At 69.3% G+C, this 19,979-nt stretch carries 19 protein-coding genes; 8 read left to right on the top strand and 11 right to left on the bottom strand.

The window, feature by feature from the left end; genetic code table 11:
- The first annotated feature begins 204 nt into the window (after positions 1-204).
- The 3 genes from ACFPA8_RS14845 to ACFPA8_RS14835 all read left to right on the top strand — a co-directional run bounded on the left by ACFPA8_RS14845 (position 205) and on the right by ACFPA8_RS14835 (position 4,671).
- The gene (locus ACFPA8_RS14845) at positions 205-441 is read left to right on the top strand and encodes a hypothetical protein (RefSeq protein WP_386448176.1); all 237 of its coding nucleotides are present in this window, start codon (positions 205-207) and stop codon (positions 439-441) included.
- Positions 442-608: 167 nt separating this feature from the next.
- Positions 609-2,564: a tetratricopeptide repeat protein gene (locus ACFPA8_RS14840; RefSeq protein ID WP_386448173.1), complete on the top strand. Its 1,956-nt coding sequence runs from the start codon at positions 609-611 to the stop codon at positions 2,562-2,564.
- A gap of 643 nt (positions 2,565-3,207) precedes the next feature.
- On the top strand, positions 3,208-4,671 hold the full coding sequence (locus ACFPA8_RS14835) for an FAD-binding oxidoreductase (RefSeq protein WP_386448172.1): 1,464 nt from the start codon (positions 3,208-3,210) through the stop codon (positions 4,669-4,671).
- A gap of 51 nt (positions 4,672-4,722) precedes the next feature.
- On the opposite strand, the gene ACFPA8_RS14830 is transcribed toward ACFPA8_RS14835, so the two are convergent.
- Genes ACFPA8_RS14830 through ACFPA8_RS14815 form a run of 4 tightly spaced genes read right to left on the bottom strand, consistent with a single transcriptional unit; the run spans position 4,723 to position 9,195 of the window.
- Positions 4,723-5,394 (bottom strand): NAD(P)H-binding protein, encoded by a 672-nt coding sequence (locus tag ACFPA8_RS14830; protein ID WP_386448169.1) that lies wholly within the window; start codon positions 5,392-5,394, stop codon positions 4,723-4,725.
- A complete protein-coding gene (locus ACFPA8_RS14825; RefSeq protein WP_386448166.1) occupies positions 5,391-7,646 on the bottom strand; it encodes a xanthine dehydrogenase family protein molybdopterin-binding subunit in 2,256 nt (751 codons plus the stop codon). The genes ACFPA8_RS14830 and ACFPA8_RS14825 overlap by 4 nt, the downstream gene beginning before the upstream one ends.
- Positions 7,643-8,707 (bottom strand): FAD binding domain-containing protein, encoded by a 1,065-nt coding sequence (locus ACFPA8_RS14820; RefSeq protein WP_386448163.1) that lies wholly within the window; start codon positions 8,705-8,707, stop codon positions 7,643-7,645. Before ACFPA8_RS14820 ends, ACFPA8_RS14825 begins: the two co-directional genes overlap by 4 nt.
- Positions 8,704-9,195, bottom strand: a complete 492-nt coding sequence (locus tag ACFPA8_RS14815; RefSeq protein WP_386448160.1) for a 2Fe-2S iron-sulfur cluster-binding protein — start codon at positions 9,193-9,195, stop codon at positions 8,704-8,706. Before ACFPA8_RS14815 ends, ACFPA8_RS14820 begins: the two co-directional genes overlap by 4 nt.
- Positions 9,196-9,296: 101 nt before the next feature.
- Here ACFPA8_RS14815 and ACFPA8_RS14810 point away from each other — a divergent pair, with 101 nt between their 5' ends.
- From ACFPA8_RS14810 to fdhA, 3 genes are all read left to right on the top strand, one after another.
- Positions 9,297-10,046, top strand: a complete 750-nt coding sequence (locus tag ACFPA8_RS14810; protein WP_386448157.1) for a TetR/AcrR family transcriptional regulator — start codon at positions 9,297-9,299, stop codon at positions 10,044-10,046.
- 103 nt (positions 10,047-10,149) lie between these two features.
- On the top strand, positions 10,150-10,935 hold the full coding sequence (locus ACFPA8_RS14805; RefSeq protein ID WP_386448154.1) for an Fpg/Nei family DNA glycosylase: 786 nt from the start codon (positions 10,150-10,152) through the stop codon (positions 10,933-10,935).
- Positions 10,936-11,087: 152 nt separating this feature from the next.
- Positions 11,088-12,317 (top strand): formaldehyde dehydrogenase, glutathione-independent, encoded by a 1,230-nt coding sequence (gene fdhA, locus ACFPA8_RS14800; RefSeq protein ID WP_386448151.1) that lies wholly within the window; start codon positions 11,088-11,090, stop codon positions 12,315-12,317.
- A 91-nt stretch (positions 12,318-12,408) separates the two neighbouring features.
- On the opposite strand, the gene ACFPA8_RS14795 is transcribed toward fdhA, so the two are convergent.
- From ACFPA8_RS14795 to ACFPA8_RS14775, 5 genes are all read right to left on the bottom strand, one after another.
- Complete coding sequence (locus ACFPA8_RS14795; protein ID WP_386448149.1) at positions 12,409-12,717, bottom strand: hypothetical protein; 309 nt, start codon at positions 12,715-12,717, stop codon at positions 12,409-12,411.
- 240 nt (positions 12,718-12,957) lie between these two features.
- Positions 12,958-13,263 carry a hypothetical protein gene (locus tag ACFPA8_RS14790; protein WP_386448146.1) on the bottom strand — a complete coding sequence of 102 codons (306 nt, stop codon included), beginning with the start codon at positions 13,261-13,263 and terminating at the stop codon, positions 12,958-12,960.
- 228 nt (positions 13,264-13,491) lie between these two features.
- Positions 13,492-13,791, bottom strand: coding sequence for a hypothetical protein (locus tag ACFPA8_RS14785; RefSeq protein ID WP_386448143.1), 300 nt, complete (start codon positions 13,789-13,791; stop codon positions 13,492-13,494).
- Between the two features lie 279 nt (positions 13,792-14,070).
- A complete protein-coding gene (locus ACFPA8_RS14780; RefSeq protein WP_386448140.1) occupies positions 14,071-14,373 on the bottom strand; it encodes a hypothetical protein in 303 nt (100 codons plus the stop codon).
- Positions 14,374-14,640: 267 nt separating this feature from the next.
- Positions 14,641-14,943, bottom strand: a complete 303-nt coding sequence (locus ACFPA8_RS14775) for a hypothetical protein (protein ID WP_386448138.1) — start codon at positions 14,941-14,943, stop codon at positions 14,641-14,643.
- A gap of 725 nt (positions 14,944-15,668) precedes the next feature.
- Here ACFPA8_RS14775 and ACFPA8_RS14770 point away from each other — a divergent pair.
- Together ACFPA8_RS14770 and ACFPA8_RS14765 are read left to right on the top strand one after the other, a co-directional pair.
- On the top strand, positions 15,669-16,859 hold the full coding sequence (locus ACFPA8_RS14770) for an NAD(P)/FAD-dependent oxidoreductase (RefSeq protein WP_386448136.1): 1,191 nt from the start codon (positions 15,669-15,671) through the stop codon (positions 16,857-16,859).
- 10 nt (positions 16,860-16,869) lie between these two features.
- A complete protein-coding gene (locus tag ACFPA8_RS14765; protein ID WP_386448133.1) occupies positions 16,870-17,808 on the top strand; it encodes a sigma-70 family RNA polymerase sigma factor in 939 nt (312 codons plus the stop codon).
- A gap of 283 nt (positions 17,809-18,091) precedes the next feature.
- Here the strand turns inward: ACFPA8_RS14765 and ACFPA8_RS14760 are convergent, their stop codons facing one another.
- Positions 18,092-18,928 carry a carbohydrate ABC transporter permease gene (locus ACFPA8_RS14760; protein ID WP_386448130.1) on the bottom strand — a complete coding sequence of 279 codons (837 nt, stop codon included), beginning with the start codon at positions 18,926-18,928 and terminating at the stop codon, positions 18,092-18,094.
- A 2-nt stretch (positions 18,929-18,930) separates the two neighbouring features.
- Positions 18,931-19,923, bottom strand: a complete 993-nt coding sequence (locus ACFPA8_RS14755) for a carbohydrate ABC transporter permease (RefSeq protein WP_386448127.1) — start codon at positions 19,921-19,923, stop codon at positions 18,931-18,933.
- Positions 19,924-19,979 lie beyond the last annotated feature (56 nt).

The raw sequence follows: 19,979 nt of genomic DNA, 5'->3' as shown, positions 1-19,979 counted from the left end.
CACGGAGTTGTGCGGCTTCCAGGCGTGGGAAGGGAGCACGGCTCCCGCCGGCGGGCGTGGCTGCCCGCGCGCTCGTGCACCGTCAGATCTGATGCGGCCACGCTGGAGCCGCAGGAGCTGAGCCGTCAGGGCGATCGGTTCCCCCGGCTCCGAACTCCACTCTGAATTAATGTTGGTGAACTGCGTTCAGAGCTAGGGGGAAACATGGAGCCGGAGCTGGCCGTGCCGGCCGGGACAGTGGGATCGACCATCGTCACTCTGCCGGCAACCGAAGTGTGGCAGGGCTTCAAGGAAGAACTCGCCGACGACCTCCATCGTCTGCTCGATGATTGGGCCCCGGCGTGGAACATCGGAGGAACCAATATCGTGCAGAACGCCACCGCTTCCGGGCACGGCCGCGCATATCAGGCTGGTCGAGACATGCACCTCGGTCCGCAGTGAACAGCCACAACAGGGCCCGGGCCGAGGGTCAGGCTCGCGTCTACCAAGCCTCTGGTGATCAGTACATCTCGGAGCACCATCATCACAGCCCCGCTTGGACAGGGCCGAGTTCGGTGCGCAGGCCCGCCGCAGGCCGAGCTCCATCCGTTCTGCGTGACCGTACCGATGTGCTCGGCCGCGTGTGTGCGGCCATCGCACCAGGCACTGGCGGCCAGTTGTTCGTGCTCCACGGTCTCGGAGGAAGCGGCAAGACCGCGGTGGCCCATGAGCTTTTCAACCGCGCAACCGAAGAATTCGACCGTGTCGGTCTTTGGGTGAACTCCTCAGACGATGCTTCCTTACGTGCCGGCATGCTCGCAGTGGCGGCAGACCGGGGAGCGCACGAGGGTGAACTGTCGGCAGCACGCAGCGGGCTGCGAGCAGCGGCCGATCTCGTATGGGATTACTTGGACCGGTCTCCCGCACCCTGGTTCCTGGTGATTGACAACGCGGACGACCCCGGAATCCTCGGGAACGGCTGGTTACGCAGCAGCCGACGGGGCACCGTACTGGTGACGACGCGACAAGCCGCCGAATCCTGGTGGCCCGGTGCCGAACTCCTTCATGTCGGAGTGCTACCCCGTGAAGACGCAGCTCAGGTACTTCGTGACCTTGCTCCTGGGCTGGGGTCCGTCAAGGACGCAAGCGATGTCGCCGACCGTTTGGGCCGCCTGCCTCTGGCCCTGACGCTCGCCGGAGGCTTTCTCTCTCAGCAGGTGTTGGTCCCCATGACGATGGCTGAGTACGGGGTCCGGCTCGACGTCAGCACACCGGACGCCATCGACTTGATGGATCAGGGGGCGCGCAGGGGTGTGGATCCTCCTCGGCTCCTGGTGAGCTCGACGTGGCAGCTTTCGCTGAAGGCGCTTGTCGCACAGGGCCTGCCGGAGTCCGTCACTTTGATGAACCTGCTCGCCTGCTGGGCTGGTGACCCGCTCCCACTCTCGGTGCTGCAGCGCGCTTCCCTCGATCCAGGTCTTGCCAATTCGCGTGTCGACGTCGCGCTGCGCGGACTTCTCGACCACTCGCTCACTGATCTCGTGAACGGTGAGCAACGATGCGTGCGCACCCATCCGGTACTGCTCGAGAGTGTCGTTCGCGACATCGCATTGGAGGAGCGCGACCGACTGGCGTCCGCGGCAGCGCATTTGATCACAGCCGAGCTTCCGGCGATCCCTGAACGTGGAGCCCCGGACGCCCGCTTCAGCCTTCTGGCACCGCACGTCCTGGCTCTGCTGCGTCGTGTGGCTGATTGGCCCACCGTGTCCGAGGAGACCGTGGAAGAAGCAATCGCATGTGCGCTGCGCCTTGTGATTGCTCAGCACCGCGCCGGAGATTACGCGTCAGCCCTGTCGCTGGCGAACAATGCGGTCAGTCTCTCCGATACGCGCTTGGGTGAGGGGCACGTACTGACCCTGAGGCTTCGCCGGCGGATCGGGCGCGGTCTGTACCGAGTTGGCAGCTTCCAGGAGTCCGAGGTTCTGCATCGCCGTGTGCTTGCGGACTGCGAGCGACTGTTGGGGCCGACATCTGCCGATACGTACGAGAGTTGCCTGGCGCTGTCGAACCCACTGCTCCAGCTTGGTAAGGCGGATGAGGCAGCCGGTCTCATTCTGCGGTCAGTGGCGGGGCGAGTCGAATCTCTCGGACCGCTTCACCCGTTGACGCTCAACGCGCGGAAGTTCCTGCTGACTCTCGAACTCGGGCCCGAGCTGAACGATGCCATCTCATCAGGTCCTCAACTTCTCGAGGATTGCCGAAGCGCACTCGGCGCGCGTCATCCCATCTCACTCATGGCCGAGTTGGACTATGCCTATGCATTGTTTCGTGTGGGAAAGTACGAGAACGCTCTTCCTCACGTTCAAAGAGCCCTTGCTGCGCATGAGGAGCGCTATGGCAGCGAGTACCCGATCACACTCAACGCCCGCTCGACCCTGAGCCGGACGCTCGCTGCCCTGGGAGAGAAGGAGCAGGCAGTCGAGCACCTGAAGGCAGTGATCCGAGGCCGCATCAGGGTACTGGGTGAGGAACATCCCTGGACGACGGTGGTCAAGCAGCGTCTCGAGGAGTACGAGAACTCCTGAGCCCCGCGCGGCCATGAGGCTGTGCGGGCCGATTTGCTACCAGCCTTCTGCGCAGGGCGGAGGCGAAAGGTGGCTGCGCGGCCGCGGCGGCGGACAGGTCCGCGAACTGTCACGGAAGGGACGCGAACTGGTCCGCCGCCGGGTCTGGTCGACCGGCCGTCCCCTCAACAGGGGTGCCGGTCCGTCGTGTTGGTCCACGCCTCGGACCCCTGAGCCCGGACTCGGGGTGGACCTGCTCCTTGTGCAGCCGGGGCTCTCTTGAAGTGTCTCCGGGAGTCCTCGTACCGGAGGAAGTCGTCGAATCCTATGCGCCGTGTGCCGTCCGGGTCGCAACTGAAGCAGGCGCTGTCGATGGTCGGCCAGTGGATCGCGCTCATGCCACCGGGCCGAGCGATCTGCCCCGGTTCCGCAGCGTGAGCGTGCGAACTCAACAGGTGAATGTCCAAGTTGCACCGAAAATCACATTTGCCTACGCTACCTGAGATGAGCCGCCACGCAAGCTGCGGACCCACTTCCGCCGGACGCAGGTGGCTGATCCCGGGGTGAGCTGTGCTATCTCATCTTCCTGGTGGTCTTCGGCGTCCTCGGCCCCGACTGCGCGCCGACCGACCGCCCCGTTGCGTCCACGATGAGCGAGGCCCCCATGACCGACCCGACGTCCGCCGGCAGCATCGACGGAGCGCTGATCAGGCGTGGTGACGTCGGGTACGACCGGGCCCGCGCACAGGCGGTCTGGAACGGGCTCAAGCCCGACCGCTTCCCCGAAGTGATCGTCCTCGCCGCCACCGAGGACGACGTTCCCCGAGCCCTCGCCCGCGCCCGCGCAGAGGGCCTGCGGGTGTCCCTCCGGTCCGGCGGGCACAACTGGTCCGGCGCTCAACTCCGTGACGGTGCGATGCTGTTGGACCTCTCCCGGCTCAACCGCTGCGTCATCGACCCCGCTTCGAGGACGGCCACCGTCGGCCCCGCCACCACCAGCCGCGTGCTCGCCTCCGCGCTGGAGCCGCACGGCCTCGCCTTCCCCTTCGGCCACTGCCCGACGGTCGCGATGGGCGGCTTCCTGCTCAGCGGCGGCCTTGGCTGGAACTCCCGTGCCTGGGGCCCCGCTTGCGAGTACGTCGAGGCGGTCGAGGCAGTCACCGCCGACGGCCGCAGGCTCGTGTGCAGCGCGACGGAGAATCCGGAGCTGTTCTGGGCGGCGCGCGGTGCGGGGCCGGGCTTTTTCGCCGTCGTCACCCGCTTCCGGCTACGGCTCCGCCCGCAGCCCGGTGCGATCATCACGACGTCGCTCACGTTCCCGCTGCCCGAAGTGGAGCGCTTGGCTGCGTGGGCCGTGCCCATGGCGCTCCGGCTGCCGCCGTCCGTCGAGACCTCCTTCGTGCTGACGGCCGGCGAACCCGCCACCGCGACCGCCGACGGGACCGAACCCGCCAACGGGACCGCCACCGCGACCGCAAACGGGACCGCGACCGCCGACGGGACCGAACCCGCCACCGCCGATCCGTCCCCCGGGATCACCCTGACCGCCACCGTCTTCACCGGTTCGCCCCGGGAGGCGACGGACGTCCTGGCACCCCTGACCGGCTGCCCCTTCGCCGACCGGGCCCTGTCCCGGCAGCCGCCGGAACCGACGTCCTACGTCGCCCTGCACGAAGGCGCCGACGGAAGCTGGCCGGGGGAGCAGCGGTACGCGGTCGACACGCTGTGGTCGACGGAGCCGTACGAGACCCAACTCGCCCGTGGCGCCCGGCGGATCGCCGAAGCACCGTCGGGCAAGTCCCTCGTGCTGGTGCCCGTGGAACCGGTCGCCCCCGACCCCGGGGGCGGGCGCGACATGGCGTTCTCGTCCCTGGGCGAGTCCTACCTGGCCGCCTTCGCGATCTGGGACGATCCTGCGCACGACGAGGCCAACACGCGCTGGCTGCGGCGTTCCATGGACACTCTCGACCCGCTCGGGACCGGCAGTCACTACATCGCCGAAGCCGATCTGGCGGCGGGCGCGTCCCGCTCGCGCCGCTCGTACGCGCCCGCCGACTGGGAGAGGCTGAAGCGCCTCAAGGCCCACTGGGACCCGGACAACCTCTTCCACTCCTACCTCGTGCCGTGACCCGCTGCTCACGGCGGCTGCCCCCGGTCCCGCGCCTGCCGGGCGCCGTGCTCACTCCAGCGCCGCGGCGTTGATCTGCGGACTGTGGAGTACGCGTTCGCCGCCGCCCCGGCGCCTGGCGACGGCGAGCATCGCGCGGCCGAGATGCTCCGTCGTGGTCACCTGCTTGGGGGCGACGCGCCGCAGCACCGGATAGAGCCAGGAGAGCGCCGCGTACAGCCTGCGGTAGCCGGGCGTCCGCGACGTCTCGCCGTTCAGCGGATGGATGTAGCCGGGCCGGAACATGTACGCGTGGAGGGGCATCGCCAGCAGCGCGTTCTCCGTACGGCCCTTCACCCGCGCCCACATGACCCGGCCGTTCCCGGTGCTGTCCGTGCCGGCACCGGAGACGTAGACGAAGGCCGGCGGCTCGCCTCCCTCCCGGGTGAGCGCGTGCGCTGCGGCGAGGGTCCAGTCGTAGGTGATCCGCCGGTACTCCTCCTCGCTCCTGCCCGCGGCCGAGACGCCGAGGCAGAAGAAGCACGCATCGGCATCCGCGAACTCCCCGGCCGCCGACGAGAAGTCGGAGAAGTCCTCCTGCACGATCTCCCGCAGCCGGGGATGCCGGACGCCCAGGGGAGCGCGTACGACGCAGACGACGTCCGTGACTCCCCCGTCCCGCAGACATTCGCGCAGCACGCCCTGGCCGATCATGCCGGAGGCGCCGAACAGGACGATCTTCACAGCAGCTTCTCCAGGGTCAGCGGCAGGTCGTAGAGGCGCCTGCCGGTCGCGTGATGCAGGGCGTTCGCGATCGCGCCCGCCACGCCCGTGATGCCGACCTCGCCGATACCGAGGAGGCCCAGCGGCATCGTCGGATCGGGATCGTCGAGCCAACTGACGTCGATGCGCGGGACGTCGGCGTGCACCGGCACGTGGTACTCGGACAGACTCGGGTTCATGATCCGCCCCGTGCGCGGGTCGAGCAGCGTCTGTTCCGTGAGCGCCTGGCCGATGCCCATGACGACGCCGCCGCGCAACTGGCTCGCAGCCGTCTTCGCGTTGATCACCCGGCCGACGTCGAAGACGGCCACCCAGCGGGTGACGCGCGCTTCCCCGGTATCGGCGTCGACCCGCACCTCGCAGAAGTGCGCCCCGCACGCCGCCTTCATCCAACGCCGTTGGTCCTTCAGGTACTTGGCGGTGAACTTGACCTGCCCGACCGTCTTTCCCACCCGTGTCTCCGAGCCGACGGCGGCTTCCGCGTGATCCCTGCCCGTCCTGGCGAGGAGCTGTGCGTACGACTCCCCCTCACGCGGCGTCCCGATCGACTTCTTCAGCTTCTCGCAGGCCTCCAGCAGGCTGCTCGCCACGCTGGCGGTCTGCGCCGAGCCGCCGGCGCCCGGACCCGTGGGCAGTTCCGAATCGCCGTACTCCACGGTCACGGCATCGAAGGGCACGCCCAGCGCGTCGGCGGCGATCTGTCCCTGGGCGGTGGCGGTGCCCATGCCCATCTCGTGGAAGGCGCAGCGCACGAGGGCCTGTCCGGCGGCGTCGAGCCGTACGGTCACGTTGGCGGGCAACTGCCAGGCCGGGTGGTAGGCGGCGGCGGTCCCCCAGCCGATCAGCGAACGGCCCTCGCGCACCGACCGGGGCTCGAAGCTCCGCGCCGACCAGCCGAACAGGGAGGAGCCGTTGACGAAGCACTCCCGCAACTGCCGGTGCGCGAACGGTTTTCCGTCGATCGGGTTCCTGGACGGCTCGTTGCGCAACCGCAGTTCGACCGGGTCCATCCGCAGCGCGTAGGCGAGTTCGTCGACGGCGGCCTCCATCGCGTACGAACCGATCGACTCGCCGGGGGCGCGCATGTTCGTCGTGCTGTGCGTGTCCAGCCCGAGTGTGCGCTGCTGATGGCGGATGTTCCCGGCGCCGTACATGTGACGTGCGACGGTGGTGATCTGCTCGGGCATCCCGCCGACCTTGCCCATCGGAGCCGTACTGGTGTGGATCAGCGCGGTCATCCCTCCGTCCCGCTCCGCGCCGATCGCCACACGCTGCACGGACGGCTGCCGTCCCCCGACGGAGCGGTAGACGCCCTCGCGGGTGAGGGCCGCGCGTACGGGACGGCCGGTGACCCGCGCGGCCAGCACGGTGAGGATCGTGCCGGGCCACACCATCGACTTGCCCCCGAATCCGCCGCCCACGAACGGGGAGACGACGCGGACGTCGCCGAGGGGGACGTCGAACTTCGTCGCCAGCTGCGAGCGGAGCCAGTGGATGTTCTGGGTGCCGTCGTGGACGGTCAGCCGGTCGCCGTCCCAGACGGCCGTGGTGGCGTGCGGTTCGAGGGCGTTGTGATGGTGGCGGGGTGTGGTGAAGCGCAGGTCGACGGAGACCGGCGCGTCGGCGAGGGCCGCGTCGGCGTCCCCCTTCGAACCGGACGCGTGCTGGATGATGCTGCTCTTCTGCGGTACGGCGTTGTGCTCCTCGGCGGCGAAGTCGACGCTGTGGGGCAGGACTTCGTACGTCACCGAGACCGACTCGGCGCCGTGCCGGGCGGTTTCGACGTCCTCTGCCACGACTACTGCCACCGGCTGCCCGTTCCAGTGCACTTCGGAGGTGTTGAGGTAGTCGACGGACGTGGCCGTCGCCATGCTCTCCATGCTCCGCAGCGGATTGGGCTTCGGTGACGGCTTCATCCGCGGCGCGTCGAGATGGGTGATCACCGCCACCACGCCCGGAAGGGCGGACGTCGCCGCCGTGTCGATCGCGGTGATGCGGCCACGCGTGACGGTGGCGTACGTGAACGCCGCGTAGGCCTGCCCCACGTAGGGGAATTCGGCCGCGTAGCGGGCCTGGCCGGTGACCTTCACCGGCGCGTCGACGCGGTCGACGGCCCTGCCCACGGCGGCGGGTCCGGCCGCCTCCGCGGGGACGGCGGCCACGGCGGTGCTGCCGGCGGCGACCGGGCCGTCGGGGCTCTCCGGGCTGCTCATGCCTTGCTCCCCTCGTCGGCGAGCCGGCGCAGGGTGGCTACCACCGTGCGGCGCCCCAGCTCGATCTTGAACTCGTTGCCTGCCCGGGCGCCCTGACCGCCGGGCGCCGACTCCGCCCCGCTCCGGCTGTCCGGCATGCCGGTACGGCTCGACCTGCCCACCGCGGCGGCGAATTCGGCTTCCGCCGCACGCCGGAACGACTCCTCGGTCGCAGGCGCACCCCGCAGCAGCGCCTCCGCTCCGTGCGCCCGCCACGGCTTCGCCCCCACTCCGCCGAGAGCGAGCCGCACGTCCGCGACGGTGCCGTCCCGTACCTCCAGCGCCGCCGCCACCGACACCAGCGCGAAGGCGTACGAGGCCCGGTCCCGGACCTTCCTGTACCGCGAGTGGGCGGCCGGCGGCAGCGGGGGCAGCTCCACCGCCGTGACCAGCTCGTCCTCGTCGAGCCGGGTCTCGATGTGCGGTGTGGCACCCGGGAGCCGGTGCAGCTCCGCGAACGGGAAGCGCCGCGTCCCGCGTACGCTCCGCACCTCGACGACCGGGTCCAGGGCGGCGAGCGCCACACACATGTCGGACGGGTGCGCGGCTATGCAGCTCTCGCTCGTGCCGAGCACGGCGGCGGACCGGCTGAAGCCCTCCATCGCGTCACAACCGGCGCCCGGGTCCCGCTTGTTGCAGCGTGCGGCGGTGTCGTAGAAGTACGGACAACGGGTGCGTTGCAGCAGATTGCCGCCGACCGTGGCCATGTTCCGCAACTGTCCCGAGGCGCCGTTGAGCACCGACTGGGCGAGCACCGGGTAGCGGCTGCGGACCAACGGGTCCGCGGCCAGGCGGGAGTTGCGTACGAGGGCCCCGATGCGCAGTCCCCCGTCGGGCAGTTCCTCGATCTCGGTGAGCGGCAGTCTGCTGATGTCGACGACCGTCACGGGACGTTCGACGCCCTCGCGCATCAGGTCGACGAGGTTCGTGCCGCCGCCGAGGAACTTCGCCCCCGGATGCTCCGAGACGGCCTCGACGGCGGTCTCCACGTCGGGCGCGCTGACATAGGCGAAGGGCCTCATCGGCCGGCCACCTCTCTGACCGCGTCCACGATTCCGTTGTACGCACCGCAGCGGCACAGGTTGCCGCTCATCCGCTCGCGGATCTCGTCGTCCGTCAACTCGGCTTCGCCGCCGTCGAGTTCTTCCGTCACGGCGCTGGGCGCACCGGCCTTGTGCTCGGCCAGCATGCCGATCGCCGAGCAGATCTGGCCGGGCGTGCAGTAGCCGCACTGGAAGCCGTCGTGCTCGGTGAAGGCCGCCTGAAGCGGATGGTCGACGCCTTCGATGGTGGTGACCTCGCGTCCGTCGTACTGCACGGCCAGGGCGAGGCAGGAACAGATGCGCTCCCCGTCCACCAGCACGGTGCACGCACCGCAGGCGCCCTGGTCGCAGCCCTTCTTCGTCCCCGTCAGGCCGAGTCGCTCGCGCACCGCGTCGAGCAGGCTGACCTGGGGTTCTACGTCGATCTCGCGGGCGGTTCCGTTGACCCGCAGGCGCACTTCAACCATGGCGTCCTCCTGTGTGGCGCAGTGCCAAGGACACTAACAGAACGTCGTTCTATTATTAAAGGAACGGCGGTCTTTTAAGTGCCTCGTATGCTGGCACCGTCATGACAGATGCGGGATTTGTCCGGGCCCGGCGGCCGGAACAGAAGGAGCAGCGGCGCGAGGCGATCCTCGCCGCCGCGCGGGAGCTCGGCACGGAGTCCGGCGTGCGCAACGTGACCCTCGGAGGCGTCGCTCAGGCCGTCGGCCTGGCGAAATCCAACGTCGTGCGCTATTTCGGCACCCGCGAGGAGATCTTCCTGGAACTCGCGGCGGCCGGCTGGCAGGAGTGGGAGCTCGCCACGCAGGCACGGCTCAGTGCGGAGACGGAGACGGGAACGGGGACCGGAACCGGGGCGACGGGCAAGGCCGCCCCGGAAGGCGCCCGGGAGCAAGGCGGACAGGCCGAGGCCCGTCGCACCCGGACGGTCTCCGCTCTCGCCGAGACCCTCGCCGAGCGTCCCTTCTTCTGCGACCTCCTCAGCCACACCACCACCACGCTGGAGCACAACATCTCCCTGGAGGCGGCGCGCAGCTTCAAGTACGCAGCGCACGGCGTGATTTCGCGCCTCGGAGCCCAGGTGTCCGCCGCATGCCCCGAGCTCAGCGAGAGCGAAGGCGCGGAGCTGGTGCAGGCCGCCGCCGCCCTCGCCGGCACGCTCTACCCCGTGGCCACGCCCTCACCCGTCCTGGCCGAGCTCTACGCCGCCGATCCCGAACTCGCCGCCGCCTGCCCCCGGATGCTCCCCACGCTGCACCGGGCCGTCTCGGCCCTCGCCGTCGGGCTCCCGGCGCTCCGCACCCCGGGAGCCTGAGCAGCCCCGGCCGTGCTGCCGGGCGACCTGCGCAGCCGTACGCTCGGAACGACCCCGTCCCGGAGTCGCTGCTACGGCCTCCACGAGGATTGGTGGTGACGGCATGCCCGAACTGCCGGACGTCGAAGGGTTCCGCAAGGTGCTCGCCTCCTGCGCCCGGGGCCGGCGCATCGCGCGGGTCGAGGTGCACGACAGCGGCGTCCTGCACGGCGTGAGCGCGCAACGCCTCCGCCGCGACCTGGAGGGCCGTACGTTCTCCGAGCCCGAGCGGCACGGGAAGTGGCTCCTGGCCCGCACCGACGGGCCCACCGTCCTGCTCCACTTCGGCATGACGGGCGGGCTGCTGTGCTGCAGCCCGCGCGACGAACTCGCCCCCCACGACCGGATCACCTTCACCCTCAGCCGCGACCGCCAACTCCGCTACCGGGACCAGCGCAAGCTCAAGGGCCTCTGGCTCGCCGACGAGGCGGCCGTCGCGCGCACCCTGGAAGCCCAGGGGCCTGACGCGGCGGCAGTCGGCCGCAAGGAGTTCGACGCGGCGCTGGCCCACCGGCGCGGGACCGTCAAGTCCGGCCTCACCGACCAGTCCGTGCTCGCCGGAATCGGCAACCTCCTCGCCGACGAGATCCTCTGGCGCTCCCGGCTGCACCCGGCCCGCCAGGCACGCGACCTCGCCGACGGCGAACGCCGGCGCCTCCACGCGGACATGCGCACGGTCCTGCGCTCCTCGATGAAGGCCGACTGCGTGCCGCCCCGCCGGTCCTGGCTCACGGGCCACCGGGACGACGCCGACCCGAAGTGCCCCCGCTGCGGCACCGGCCTGCACCGCGACCGCGTCGCGGGCCGCGGCACCGTCTGGTGCCCGGACTGCCAGCCCGCGCCGTCCTGACGGGGGACACCCCACGGCCCGGGAGCCCGTACGGAGCGAATCCGCAGGTCAAAGCCCTCCCGCAGGTCCGCACTGGCCGACACGTGGCGCGTGCCGCAAACTGCCACGAAAGGGATGAATGGTGTGCCCGTACAAGGCCGGAGGGACAGCGCATGAGTGGAAACAAGGCCGTCGCCTACGTGGAACCCGGCGTCGTCGAGATCGAGACCATCGACTATCCCGACCTGCGGCTGCACGACGGTCCGGGGGTCGACCCCCGCAACGTCGGCCGCGACTGCCGCCACGGAGTGATCGTCAAGGTGCTGGCGAGCAACATCTGCGGCAGCGACCAGCACATGGTCCGCGGACGCACCACCGCACCCGCGGGCCTCGTGCTGGGCCACGAGATCACCGGTGAAGTGGTGGAGAAGGGCCCGGACGTCGAGTACATCCACGAAGGCGACATCGTGTCCGTCCCCTTCAACATCGCCTGCGGACGCTGCCGCAACTGCAAGGAGCGCAAGACAGGCATCTGCCTCAACGTCAATCCGGTTCGCCCCGGCTCCGCCTACGGCTACGTGGACATGGGCGGCTGGGCCGGCGGTCAGGCCGAGTACGTGATGGTCCCGTACGCGGACTTCAACCTGCTCCGCTTCCGCGACGCCGACCAGGCCCGGGAGAAGCTCCTCGACCTGACCATGCTCTCGGACATCTTCCCCACCGGATTCCACGGCTGCGTCTCCGCGGGTGTGGGCGTCGGCAGCACCGTCTACATCGCGGGCGCCGGACCGGTCGGACTCGCCGCCGCGGCGTCGGCCCAACTGCTGGGCGCGGCCGTCGTCATCGTCGGCGACCTCAACGGTGAGCGCCTCGCCCAGGCACGCAGCTTCGGCTGCGAGACGGTCGACCTCACACGCGGCGCCCCGGAGGACCAGATCGAGGACATCATCGGCGAACCCGAGGTGGACGCGGCCGTGGACGCCGTCGGCTTCGAAGCGAAGGGCCACGGCAAGGACGCCCACGAAGCCCCCGCCACCGTGCTCAACTCGCTCATGTCGGTGGCCAGGGCGGGCGCCTCCCTCGGCATCCCCGGCCTGTACGTCACCGAGGACCCCGGCGGCATCGACAGCGACGCCCAGTCGGGCTCGCTCAAGCTCCGTCTCGGTCTGGGCTGGGCCAAGAGCCACAGCTTCACCACCGGCCAGTGCCCGGTCATGAAGTATCACCGTGAGCTCGCGATGGCGATCCTCCACGACCGTGTACAGATCGCCAAGGCCGTCAACGCCCAGATCATCTCCCTGGACGAAGCCCCGCGCGGCTACGAGGAGTTCGACAAGGGCGCCAGCCGCAAATACGTCCTCGACCCTCACGGCGCGCTGCAGCGCTTCAAGAAGGCCGCCTGACGGACTACGCGTCCGGGCATGACGACGGGCAGCTCAGGAACCCGGTGACCAGGTTCCTGAGCTGCCCGGAGGATCGTGCCGTGCCGATCGGTCAGACGACGTCGGTCCCGGTGCCCCCTGTGGAGTCGCCGCCGGAGTTGGTGATGTCCTCGTTGCCGATGCCGCAGACCTGCTGGGTGCCGCTCGAGTCGGCGTCACCCAGGTCGATCAGAGGACCGGTGACGGTGATGAGGCCGCCGAACTGCGTCGAGTTGTCGGTACGGCTGGCGTCCATGTAGCAGTTGACCGTCACGGGCCTGGGCTGTTCCTCGCCGCCCTGGGCCGTCGCGACGCCGGCACCGAGCATGCTGACGCTACCGAGCGTGGCGGCCACAAAAGCAGCTCCGCGAAGCTTGCGCATTACATCTCCACTTCCATGAGGGCTTGACACGACCAATAACTGATCGCTGGCGCAGTGAAAAAGCGTATTCCGGAAATAGGGCAATTCCCCTTACCAACACGCCGTTCGTCCACAGCTGTGGACGTCGCCGGATCCCGTCGGCAGAGCGATGCGTGGACCGAATTCATTCAGGTGTCCGACGCGGCTCAGGGACCGAGCTGCTGGACTCGGTCCCTGAGATGGCCCGTCAGTCGAGACCGATCAGCCGACAACGTCGGTGCCGACGCCGCCTACGGCGGTGCCTGCGGTGTTCTCGTTCTCTTCGTTGCCGATGCCGCAGATCTGCTGGGTGGCGCTGGCGTCGGCGTCGCCGCCGCTGCTGCCCGCAACGGTGACGGTGCCCGCGACGATCAGGTCCACGTTGGTGTTGCTGGCGTCCTGCTCGCAGTTGACCGTCGGGAGCTCCTGGGGCTCCTCCCAGCCTCCGGCGGTTGCGACGCCGGCACCGACCATGCTGACGCTACCGATCATGGCGGCCACTACGGCGGCTTTCTGAAGCTTGCGCATTTCGTCTCCACTTCCAAAGGCTTGGCGCGACCGAGGGGTGGTCGCATGGCGCAGTGTGAAAGCATATTTCGCAAATCGGGCAATTCGCTTCGACAACACGCCGCTTGATCGCAGCTGCGCACTCTCCGCCTCGCGTGCGGTCCGAGTCGGTAGTGGCCGTGACACGGCTCAGGGACCGAGCTGCCGTGCTCGGTCCCTGAGATGTTCCGATGGGGCAAGGGGTGGAGGTCAGCCGCCGAGGACCTCGGTGCCGACGCCGCCCACGGCGGTGCCTGCGGTGTTCTCGTTCTCTTCGTTGCCGATGCCGCAGATCTGCTGGGTGGCGCTGGCGTCGGCGTCGCCGCCCGGGGTGTCCGCAGCGGTGATGGTGCCCGCGAAGGTCACGTCTGCGTTGACGCGGCTGGCGTCCTGCTCGCAGTTGACCGTCGCGGGCTCCTCGTGGCCTCCGGCGGTCGCGATGCCGGCGCCGAGCATGCCGACGCTACCGATCATGGCGGCCAATACGGCAGCTTCGCGAAGCTTGCGCATTTTCATCTCCACTTCCAGGGGGCTGTACACGATCAGTTGTCGATCGCATGTAGTCAGTGGCTGAACCATATTCCCCGGTTGAGAAGCATTTGATCTGCAACACGCTGTTACGTCCCTATTGGCGCCGTGGCTGATCAACGGCCCTGGCTTTCCTCGATCGGCTCGTTCGCAGCACTGGCCAGGGTCACGATCCCTCGCGGCGGTGGCTCGACATGGCTCAGGGACCGGGCCGCTGGGGCCCGGTCCCTGAATCTGCCCTGTCGGGTCAGGTCTTGCGTATCAGAGAGCGTCCGTGCCGGCGCCGCCGACGGCGGTGCCTGCGGTGTTCTCGTTCTCTTCGTTGCCGATGCCGCAGATCTGCTGGGTGGCGCTGGCGTCGGCGTCGCCGCCGCTGCTGCCCGCAACGGTGACGGTGCCGCCGACGATCAGGTCCACGTTGGTGTTGCTGGCGTCCTGCTCACAGTTGACCGACGGGAACTCCTGGGGCTCCGGGTGGCCTCCGGCGGTTGCGACGCCGGCACCGAGCATGCCGACGCTACCGACCATGGCGGCCACTACGGCAGCTTCGCGAAGCTTGCGCATTTCATCTCCACTTCCATGAGGGCTGTACACGATCAGTAATCGATCGCATGTAGGCAGTGACAGACGGTAGAACAGCGTTTACCGGTTTCACCGGCAACACGCCGTTTGATATGGAATGTCCGGAAGCTACGAGCGCCTTGAATCTCCGGCCGTCGACCGGCCCGGATTCGTCGAGCGGACAGAGGAATGAGGCGCTCGACATGGCTCAGGGACCGGGCCGCTGGGGCCCGGTCCCTGAATCTGCCCTGTCGGGTCAGGTCCTGCGGATCAGAGAGCGTCCGTGCCGGCGCCGCCGGTGGCCTCGCCTGCGGTGTTCTCGTTCTCTTCGTTGCCGATGCCGCAGATCTGCTGAGTGGCGCTGGCGTCGGCGTCGCCGCCACCGCCGAGGAGGTCGACGGTGCCGCCGATGATCACGTCGGCGTTGGTCTCGCTCGCGTCCTGGGTGCAGGTGACCGTCGGGAGCTGCTCGGGCTCGGGCTCCCAGCCTCCGGCGGTTGCGATGCCGGCACCGACCATGCTGACGCTACCGACCATGGCGGCCACTACGGCAGCTTCGCGAAGCTTGCGCATTTCATCTCCACTTCCATGAGGGCTGTACACGATCAGTAATCGATCGCATGTAGGCAGTGACACACGGTATGGGAGGAGTTATGCATTTAGTCAGCAACACGCCGTTCGAGCTGATTGGGCGTCAGCTGCCCCGTGCAGTCCGTGACGGGACGCAACTGCGCGATCGGGACCCGTCAGTGAGACGGGGGGTGGGGTGCGCCGGCTGCCCGACGCGTCCGGGCGGAGTGAGAGGCGGAAGCGGACCCGGAGAGCTGAACCCGATGGGTCGGCCGGGTCGGGAAGCCCAGCTGCGCGGGGAGTTGCGAGAAGTGCCGCCGGAGTGTGGTCAACGACGAAGGCATCGACCGGTTTCCGGTCGGGGCCTGCGTTCGGCCCGTTGAGGCTGGGCGGCGGATACGAGATCGGCTTCCGGCCTTGTCCGAACGTCCGCGAACGTCCGCGAACGACGGCGAACGAGACGGAAACTGAGACGGTGGCGACCTGGCCGAGCGCTTGCCTCTGCCCAATTGAGGCCCGAGGTGCGTCTGTCCGCGATGGCGAGCGAGCGCATGTGACGCCGGCCGGTGGTCGGCCATCGCCCCGTTCCGACTGCCCGGGACGGCCCGAGCGTCTGCCGGAGGCTCAGCTGCTCGTCCTGGTGAGGTGATCCGTGTCACACCCGGCACCTGTCAGTTATCGGGGCGCCGTCTCGTTCGAAGGGCACGCGAACGAGACAGGAGCACGCCATGAAGCACCGCATCGTCGTACTCGGCGCCGGATACGCCGGGGCCTTCGCCGCCGGAAACCTGGCCCGCCGGCTCTCCTCCGCCGACACCGAGATCACCGTCGTCAACGCCGTGCCCGACTTCGTCGAGCGGATGCGGCTCCACCAGCTCGCGATCGGCCAGGACCTCGCGTTCCGCAAGCTCGCCGACGTGTTCGCGGGCACGGGGGTGCGGCTGCGCCTGGCGCGCGTCACCGGGGTCGACCCCGAGCGCAGGACCGTCGCCGTGACCGGCGAGGACGGCGATGGCGAGCTCGCGTACGACACGCTTCTCTACGCGCTCGGCAGCTCCGTGGCTCACCACGGCGTCCCCGGCGTGGCCGAGTACGCCTACGACGTGTCCGGCCGGTCCTCGGCGCTGCGCCTGCGCGAGCGCATGGCCGGCCTGGGCGAGGGCGGCACCGTACTGGTCGTCGGTGAGGGGCTGACCGGCATCGAGACCGCCACCGAGTTCGCGGAGTCCCGGCCCGACCTCTCGGTCGCGCTCGCCGCCCGCGGCGAGCTGGGCGCCTGGCTCTCCCCGAAGGCCCGCCGTCACCTGCGCCGTGCCTTCGACCGGCTCGGCATCACCGTCCACGAGCACACAGTCATCGAAGCCGTCGAGCCGGCACGGGCGGTCGCGGCCGACGGCACGTCCGTCCCGGCCGACGTGACCGTGTGGTCGGCCGGGTTCGCCGTGCACCCCATCGCGGCCGCCAGCGGCCTGGAGGTCGCCGGGACCGGCCAGATCGTCGTCGACCGCACCATGCGCTCGGTCTCGCACCCGGACGTCTACGCCGCCGGTGACTGCGCCTACGCGATCGGCGCGAACGGCCGGCCGCTGCCGATGTCCTGCGCCTCGGCCGGTCTCACCAACATGCAGGCGACCGCCGCGATCATCGCGCGCCTGACGGGCGGCGAGGTCCCGGCCACCGGGCTGAAGTATTACGGCAACCACATCAGCCTCGGGCGGCGGGACGCGATCTTCCAGATGGTGGACGGGGACGTCCGGTCGAAGTCCTGGTACCTGGGCGGGCGGACCGCCGCGCGGCTCAAGTCGGGTGTGCTCAAGGGAGCCGGGTGGAGCATCGCCCACCCGACCTTCGGCATGCCGAAGCGCAAGCGCCGCCTGGCCACCGCGACTGACCGGGCCGCTGTCAGGGTCGCCGCATAGGTTGTTGCGCATGGACAGCGCAGCCATCGATCGGTTCGAGGCCAGCCGGGGCCGGCTGGCCTCGCTCGCGTACCGTCTGCTCGGCTCGGCCGCCGACGCCGAGGACGCCGTGCAGGACACCTTCCTGCGCTGGCAGGCCGCGGACCGTGAACGGGTCGAGATGCCGGAAGCGTGGCTGACCAAGGTGGTCACCAACGTCTGCCTCGACCGGCTCCGCTCGGCGCAGGCGCGTCACGAGCGTGCGGCCGGTGACTGGTTGCCCGAGCCGCTCCTCGAGGGCGACCCGATGCTCGGACCGGCCGAGACCTTCGAGCAGCGCGAGTCGGTGTCCTTGGCCGTACTGACCCTCCTGGAGCGGCTCTCGCCGGTCGAGCGGGCCGTCTACGTCCTGCGTGAGGCCTTCTCGTACAGCCACGCCGAGATCGCCGGAATCCTCGACATCACCGAGTCCGCGAGCCAGCAGCATGTCCACCGGGCCCGGATCCGGGTCACCGCCGAGCGCCGCCGTGGCGGCGAGGCGGACCCCGCGTCCGCGCGCCGGGTCGTCGAGGAGTTCCTCGCCGCCGCCACGTCGGGGCGCACCGAGCGTCTGGTGGCGCTGCTCACCGACGACGTGACGGCGGTCTCGGACGGCGCCGGACTGGGCAAGCGGCTGTTGCGGTACAAGACGCGCGAGCGGGTCGCCTCCTACGTGCGGGCCGGTTTCAAGCCCACGCCGGCGAAGCGGCGGCTGGCCGGCGGTTCGCCCGCGATGCACTTCGCGCTGGTCAACGGTTCCCCGGCCGTCCTCGCCGTGGTCGACGACAGGGTCGTGGGCGCCGTTGTGTTCGAAGTCGGCGACGGCAAGGTCGCGTCCCTGCACGGCATGGCCGCCGCGGACCGGCTCGCGCGCCTCAACGAGGCCTGGCGGCAGCACGAACCCGGTGCGCCGGTCATCGACGCATGGTGACCGGAGCCGCCGGAATCCAGTGACCCGGGCCGGAGCACGTCGGACTCCCGAATCGGACTCGGCCGTGCAGTTTCGGACCCCCCGATCGCCGACGACGATCGGGTCGGCACAGCGGCCGACTACGGATCGTCCGGTACCGCCATGGCTGCGGCAGTTCGCCGTCCGGCAGGAAGGCCGGTCACTGCGCGCGGCGTGAACAGGTATGGCGTGAGCCCGAGTTGGCCAAGTCGGCCAAGTCCCGCGCCGGATGGCGCACCCCGGCTGCTTCTGACGTCCGGAATGCTCAGCCCTTGACCGCGGAGCTCGCGACGCCCTGGACGAACCATCGTTGGAAGAACGCGAAGACGACCAGGACGGGGAGGACCAACAGCACGCCGAAGGCGAGTACCTGGCCCCAGTCCACGGGCTGCTGGCCCTGGAAGACGCTCATCGCCAGGGGCAGCGGGCGCAGTGACGGGTCGGAGACCATCAGGACGGGCCAGAGGAAGGACCCCCACTGGATGAGGAAGGTCAGGATCGCGACCGACGCGAACGCCGGTTTGCTCATGGGGACGATGATCGCGAAGAAGGTACGCCAGGGGCCGGCGCCGTCGATGCGGGCGGCTTCCTCGATGCTGGACGGGATCGCGCGGAAGAAGGTGGCGAACTGGTAGATGGAGAAGGCGTAGGCGATGAAGGGGATGGCCTGGATGTAGATGGTGTTGCGCTGTTCGTTGAACATGTAGAAGAGCGGGACCGCGACCGCTTCGAACGGCACCAGCATCAGGAGCAGGACGAGCGTGAAGACGGCGCGCTGGCCTCGCCAGCGAAGTCGGGTGAGTCCGTAGGCGGCCATGGAGTTGACGATCAGGCCCCCGAGGACCACGACGGTGGCCAGCAGCAGTGAGATGCCCATGAAGCGCCAGAAGTAGCCGGTGGCCTCGGAGTTGAAGTTGTTCAGGACGGCGGCGTAGTTGTGGAAGGACAGGTGGGTCGGCAGGAAGCCGGTCAGGCCGTTGAGCACCTCGTCGGAGGGCTTGAAGCTGCCGAGGATCAGGTAGAGGACGGGCAGGCTGAAGATGAAGGCCAGCACGCTCAGGACGGTGTAGTCGAGGAAGCGGCGCAGGGGTGTGCGGGGCATGATCAGTCCTCGTTGCCGGGGCGGACGAAGCGGCGCTGGATGAGAGTCAGGACGACGACGATCAGGAAGAAGACGATGGTGATCGCGGATGCCTGGCCGATGTTGTTCTGGTCGAAGGCGGTGGTGACGGCCTGGTACATCACCGTGCGGGTGGCGTCCTCGTCGAGTCCGCCGCCCTTGACGAGGACGTAGACCTGGTCGAAGACGCGGAAGGACAGCACCGAGGTGAGCATGGCGACGAAGACGAGGGTGCCGCGGATGCCGGGCAGCGTGACGTGGCGGAACTGCTGCCAGCGGGAGGCCCGGTCGAGTTGGGCGGCCTCGTAGAGTTCGCCGGGGATCTGCTGGAGACCGGCGAGCAGGATGACCATCTGGAAGCCGACGCCCTGCCAGATGGACAGCACGATGATCGAGGCCATGGCGGTGGCACCGTTGCCGAGCCAGTCGAATGCGCCCCAGTCGCCGAAACTCACCGCATGCAGCGCGGAGTTGAGCATGCCCTGGTCGCTGCGGGCCAGGATGAGCCGCCAGATGACCGCGACCAGCGCCATGGGGAACACGACCGGCATGAAGAACAGGGACCTGAAGACGCCGATGGCCTTGAGCTTGCGGTTCAGCAGTATGGCCAGGCCCAGGGCGAGGGCGGTCTGCAGGGGGACGACGGCCACGGCGAAGGTCAGGTTGTTGAGCAGGGCCCGCAGGAAGGGGCCGGACAGGTCGGGGTCGGTGAAGATCCGCCGGTACTGCTCCAGGCCGAAGAAGCGCGGCGCGAGCGGTGAGCCGAGCAGCACGTTGTGGAAGGACAGGAAGACGGCGTAGACGAACGGCACGCCGACGAACGCGATCAGCCCGCCGAGGGCGGGTGCGGACATCAGCAGTCCGTGCACCCAGTCGCGGTTGGGGCGGCGCCTGGATCGTACGGGCTCGGCGGATGTCGGTGGTGGGCCTGGCTTCCGCCCGTCGGGCGTGGCCGGTGCCGGGTTCACGGTGGTCACGATGGGAGTCCCCTTCCCGGCCGGGAGGGATGGGCGCCGTCGGCGTGTGTCCCTCC

The sequence above is a fragment of the Streptomyces ovatisporus genome (genome assembly GCF_042653885.1).
GTDB classification, from domain to species: domain Bacteria; phylum Actinomycetota; class Actinomycetes; order Streptomycetales; family Streptomycetaceae; genus Streptomyces; species Streptomyces ovatisporus.
Note: the sequence above shows the minus strand (reverse complement) of the source record. Positions and strands in the feature narration are given on the sequence as shown.

What these genes read in the sequence shown, in the direction of transcription:
- ACFPA8_RS14785 (WP_386448143.1), bottom strand. Translation starts at nt 13,791, where the DNA reads ATGCGCAAGCTTCGCGAAGCTGCCGTATTGGCCGCCATGATCGGTAGC.
- ACFPA8_RS14760 (WP_386448130.1), bottom strand. Translation starts at nt 18,928, where the DNA reads ATGCCCCGCACACCCCTGCGCCGCTTCCTCGACTACACCGTCCTGAGC.
- ACFPA8_RS14845 (WP_386448176.1), top strand. Translation starts at nt 205, where the DNA reads ATGGAGCCGGAGCTGGCCGTGCCGGCCGGGACAGTGGGATCGACCATC.
- ACFPA8_RS14835 (WP_386448172.1), top strand. Translation starts at nt 3,208, where the DNA reads ATGACCGACCCGACGTCCGCCGGCAGCATCGACGGAGCGCTGATCAGG.
- ACFPA8_RS14810 (WP_386448157.1), top strand. Translation starts at nt 9,297, where the DNA reads ATGACAGATGCGGGATTTGTCCGGGCCCGGCGGCCGGAACAGAAGGAG.
- ACFPA8_RS14815 (WP_386448160.1), bottom strand. Translation starts at nt 9,195, where the DNA reads ATGGTTGAAGTGCGCCTGCGGGTCAACGGAACCGCCCGCGAGATCGAC.
- ACFPA8_RS14820 (WP_386448163.1), bottom strand. Translation starts at nt 8,707, where the DNA reads ATGAGGCCCTTCGCCTATGTCAGCGCGCCCGACGTGGAGACCGCCGTC.
- ACFPA8_RS14795 (WP_386448149.1), bottom strand. Translation starts at nt 12,717, where the DNA reads ATGCGCAAGCTTCGCGGAGCTGCTTTTGTGGCCGCCACGCTCGGTAGC.
- ACFPA8_RS14775 (WP_386448138.1), bottom strand. Translation starts at nt 14,943, where the DNA reads ATGCGCAAGCTTCGCGAAGCTGCCGTAGTGGCCGCCATGGTCGGTAGC.
- ACFPA8_RS14825 (WP_386448166.1), bottom strand. Translation starts at nt 7,646, where the DNA reads ATGAGCAGCCCGGAGAGCCCCGACGGCCCGGTCGCCGCCGGCAGCACC.
- ACFPA8_RS14780 (WP_386448140.1), bottom strand. Translation starts at nt 14,373, where the DNA reads ATGCGCAAGCTTCGCGAAGCTGCCGTAGTGGCCGCCATGGTCGGTAGC.
- fdhA (WP_386448151.1), top strand. Translation starts at nt 11,088, where the DNA reads ATGAGTGGAAACAAGGCCGTCGCCTACGTGGAACCCGGCGTCGTCGAG.
- ACFPA8_RS14770 (WP_386448136.1), top strand. Translation starts at nt 15,669, where the DNA reads ATGAAGCACCGCATCGTCGTACTCGGCGCCGGATACGCCGGGGCCTTC.
- ACFPA8_RS14765 (WP_386448133.1), top strand. Translation starts at nt 16,870, where the DNA reads ATGGACAGCGCAGCCATCGATCGGTTCGAGGCCAGCCGGGGCCGGCTG.
- ACFPA8_RS14805 (WP_386448154.1), top strand. Translation starts at nt 10,150, where the DNA reads ATGCCCGAACTGCCGGACGTCGAAGGGTTCCGCAAGGTGCTCGCCTCC.
- ACFPA8_RS14790 (WP_386448146.1), bottom strand. Translation starts at nt 13,263, where the DNA reads ATGCGCAAGCTTCAGAAAGCCGCCGTAGTGGCCGCCATGATCGGTAGC.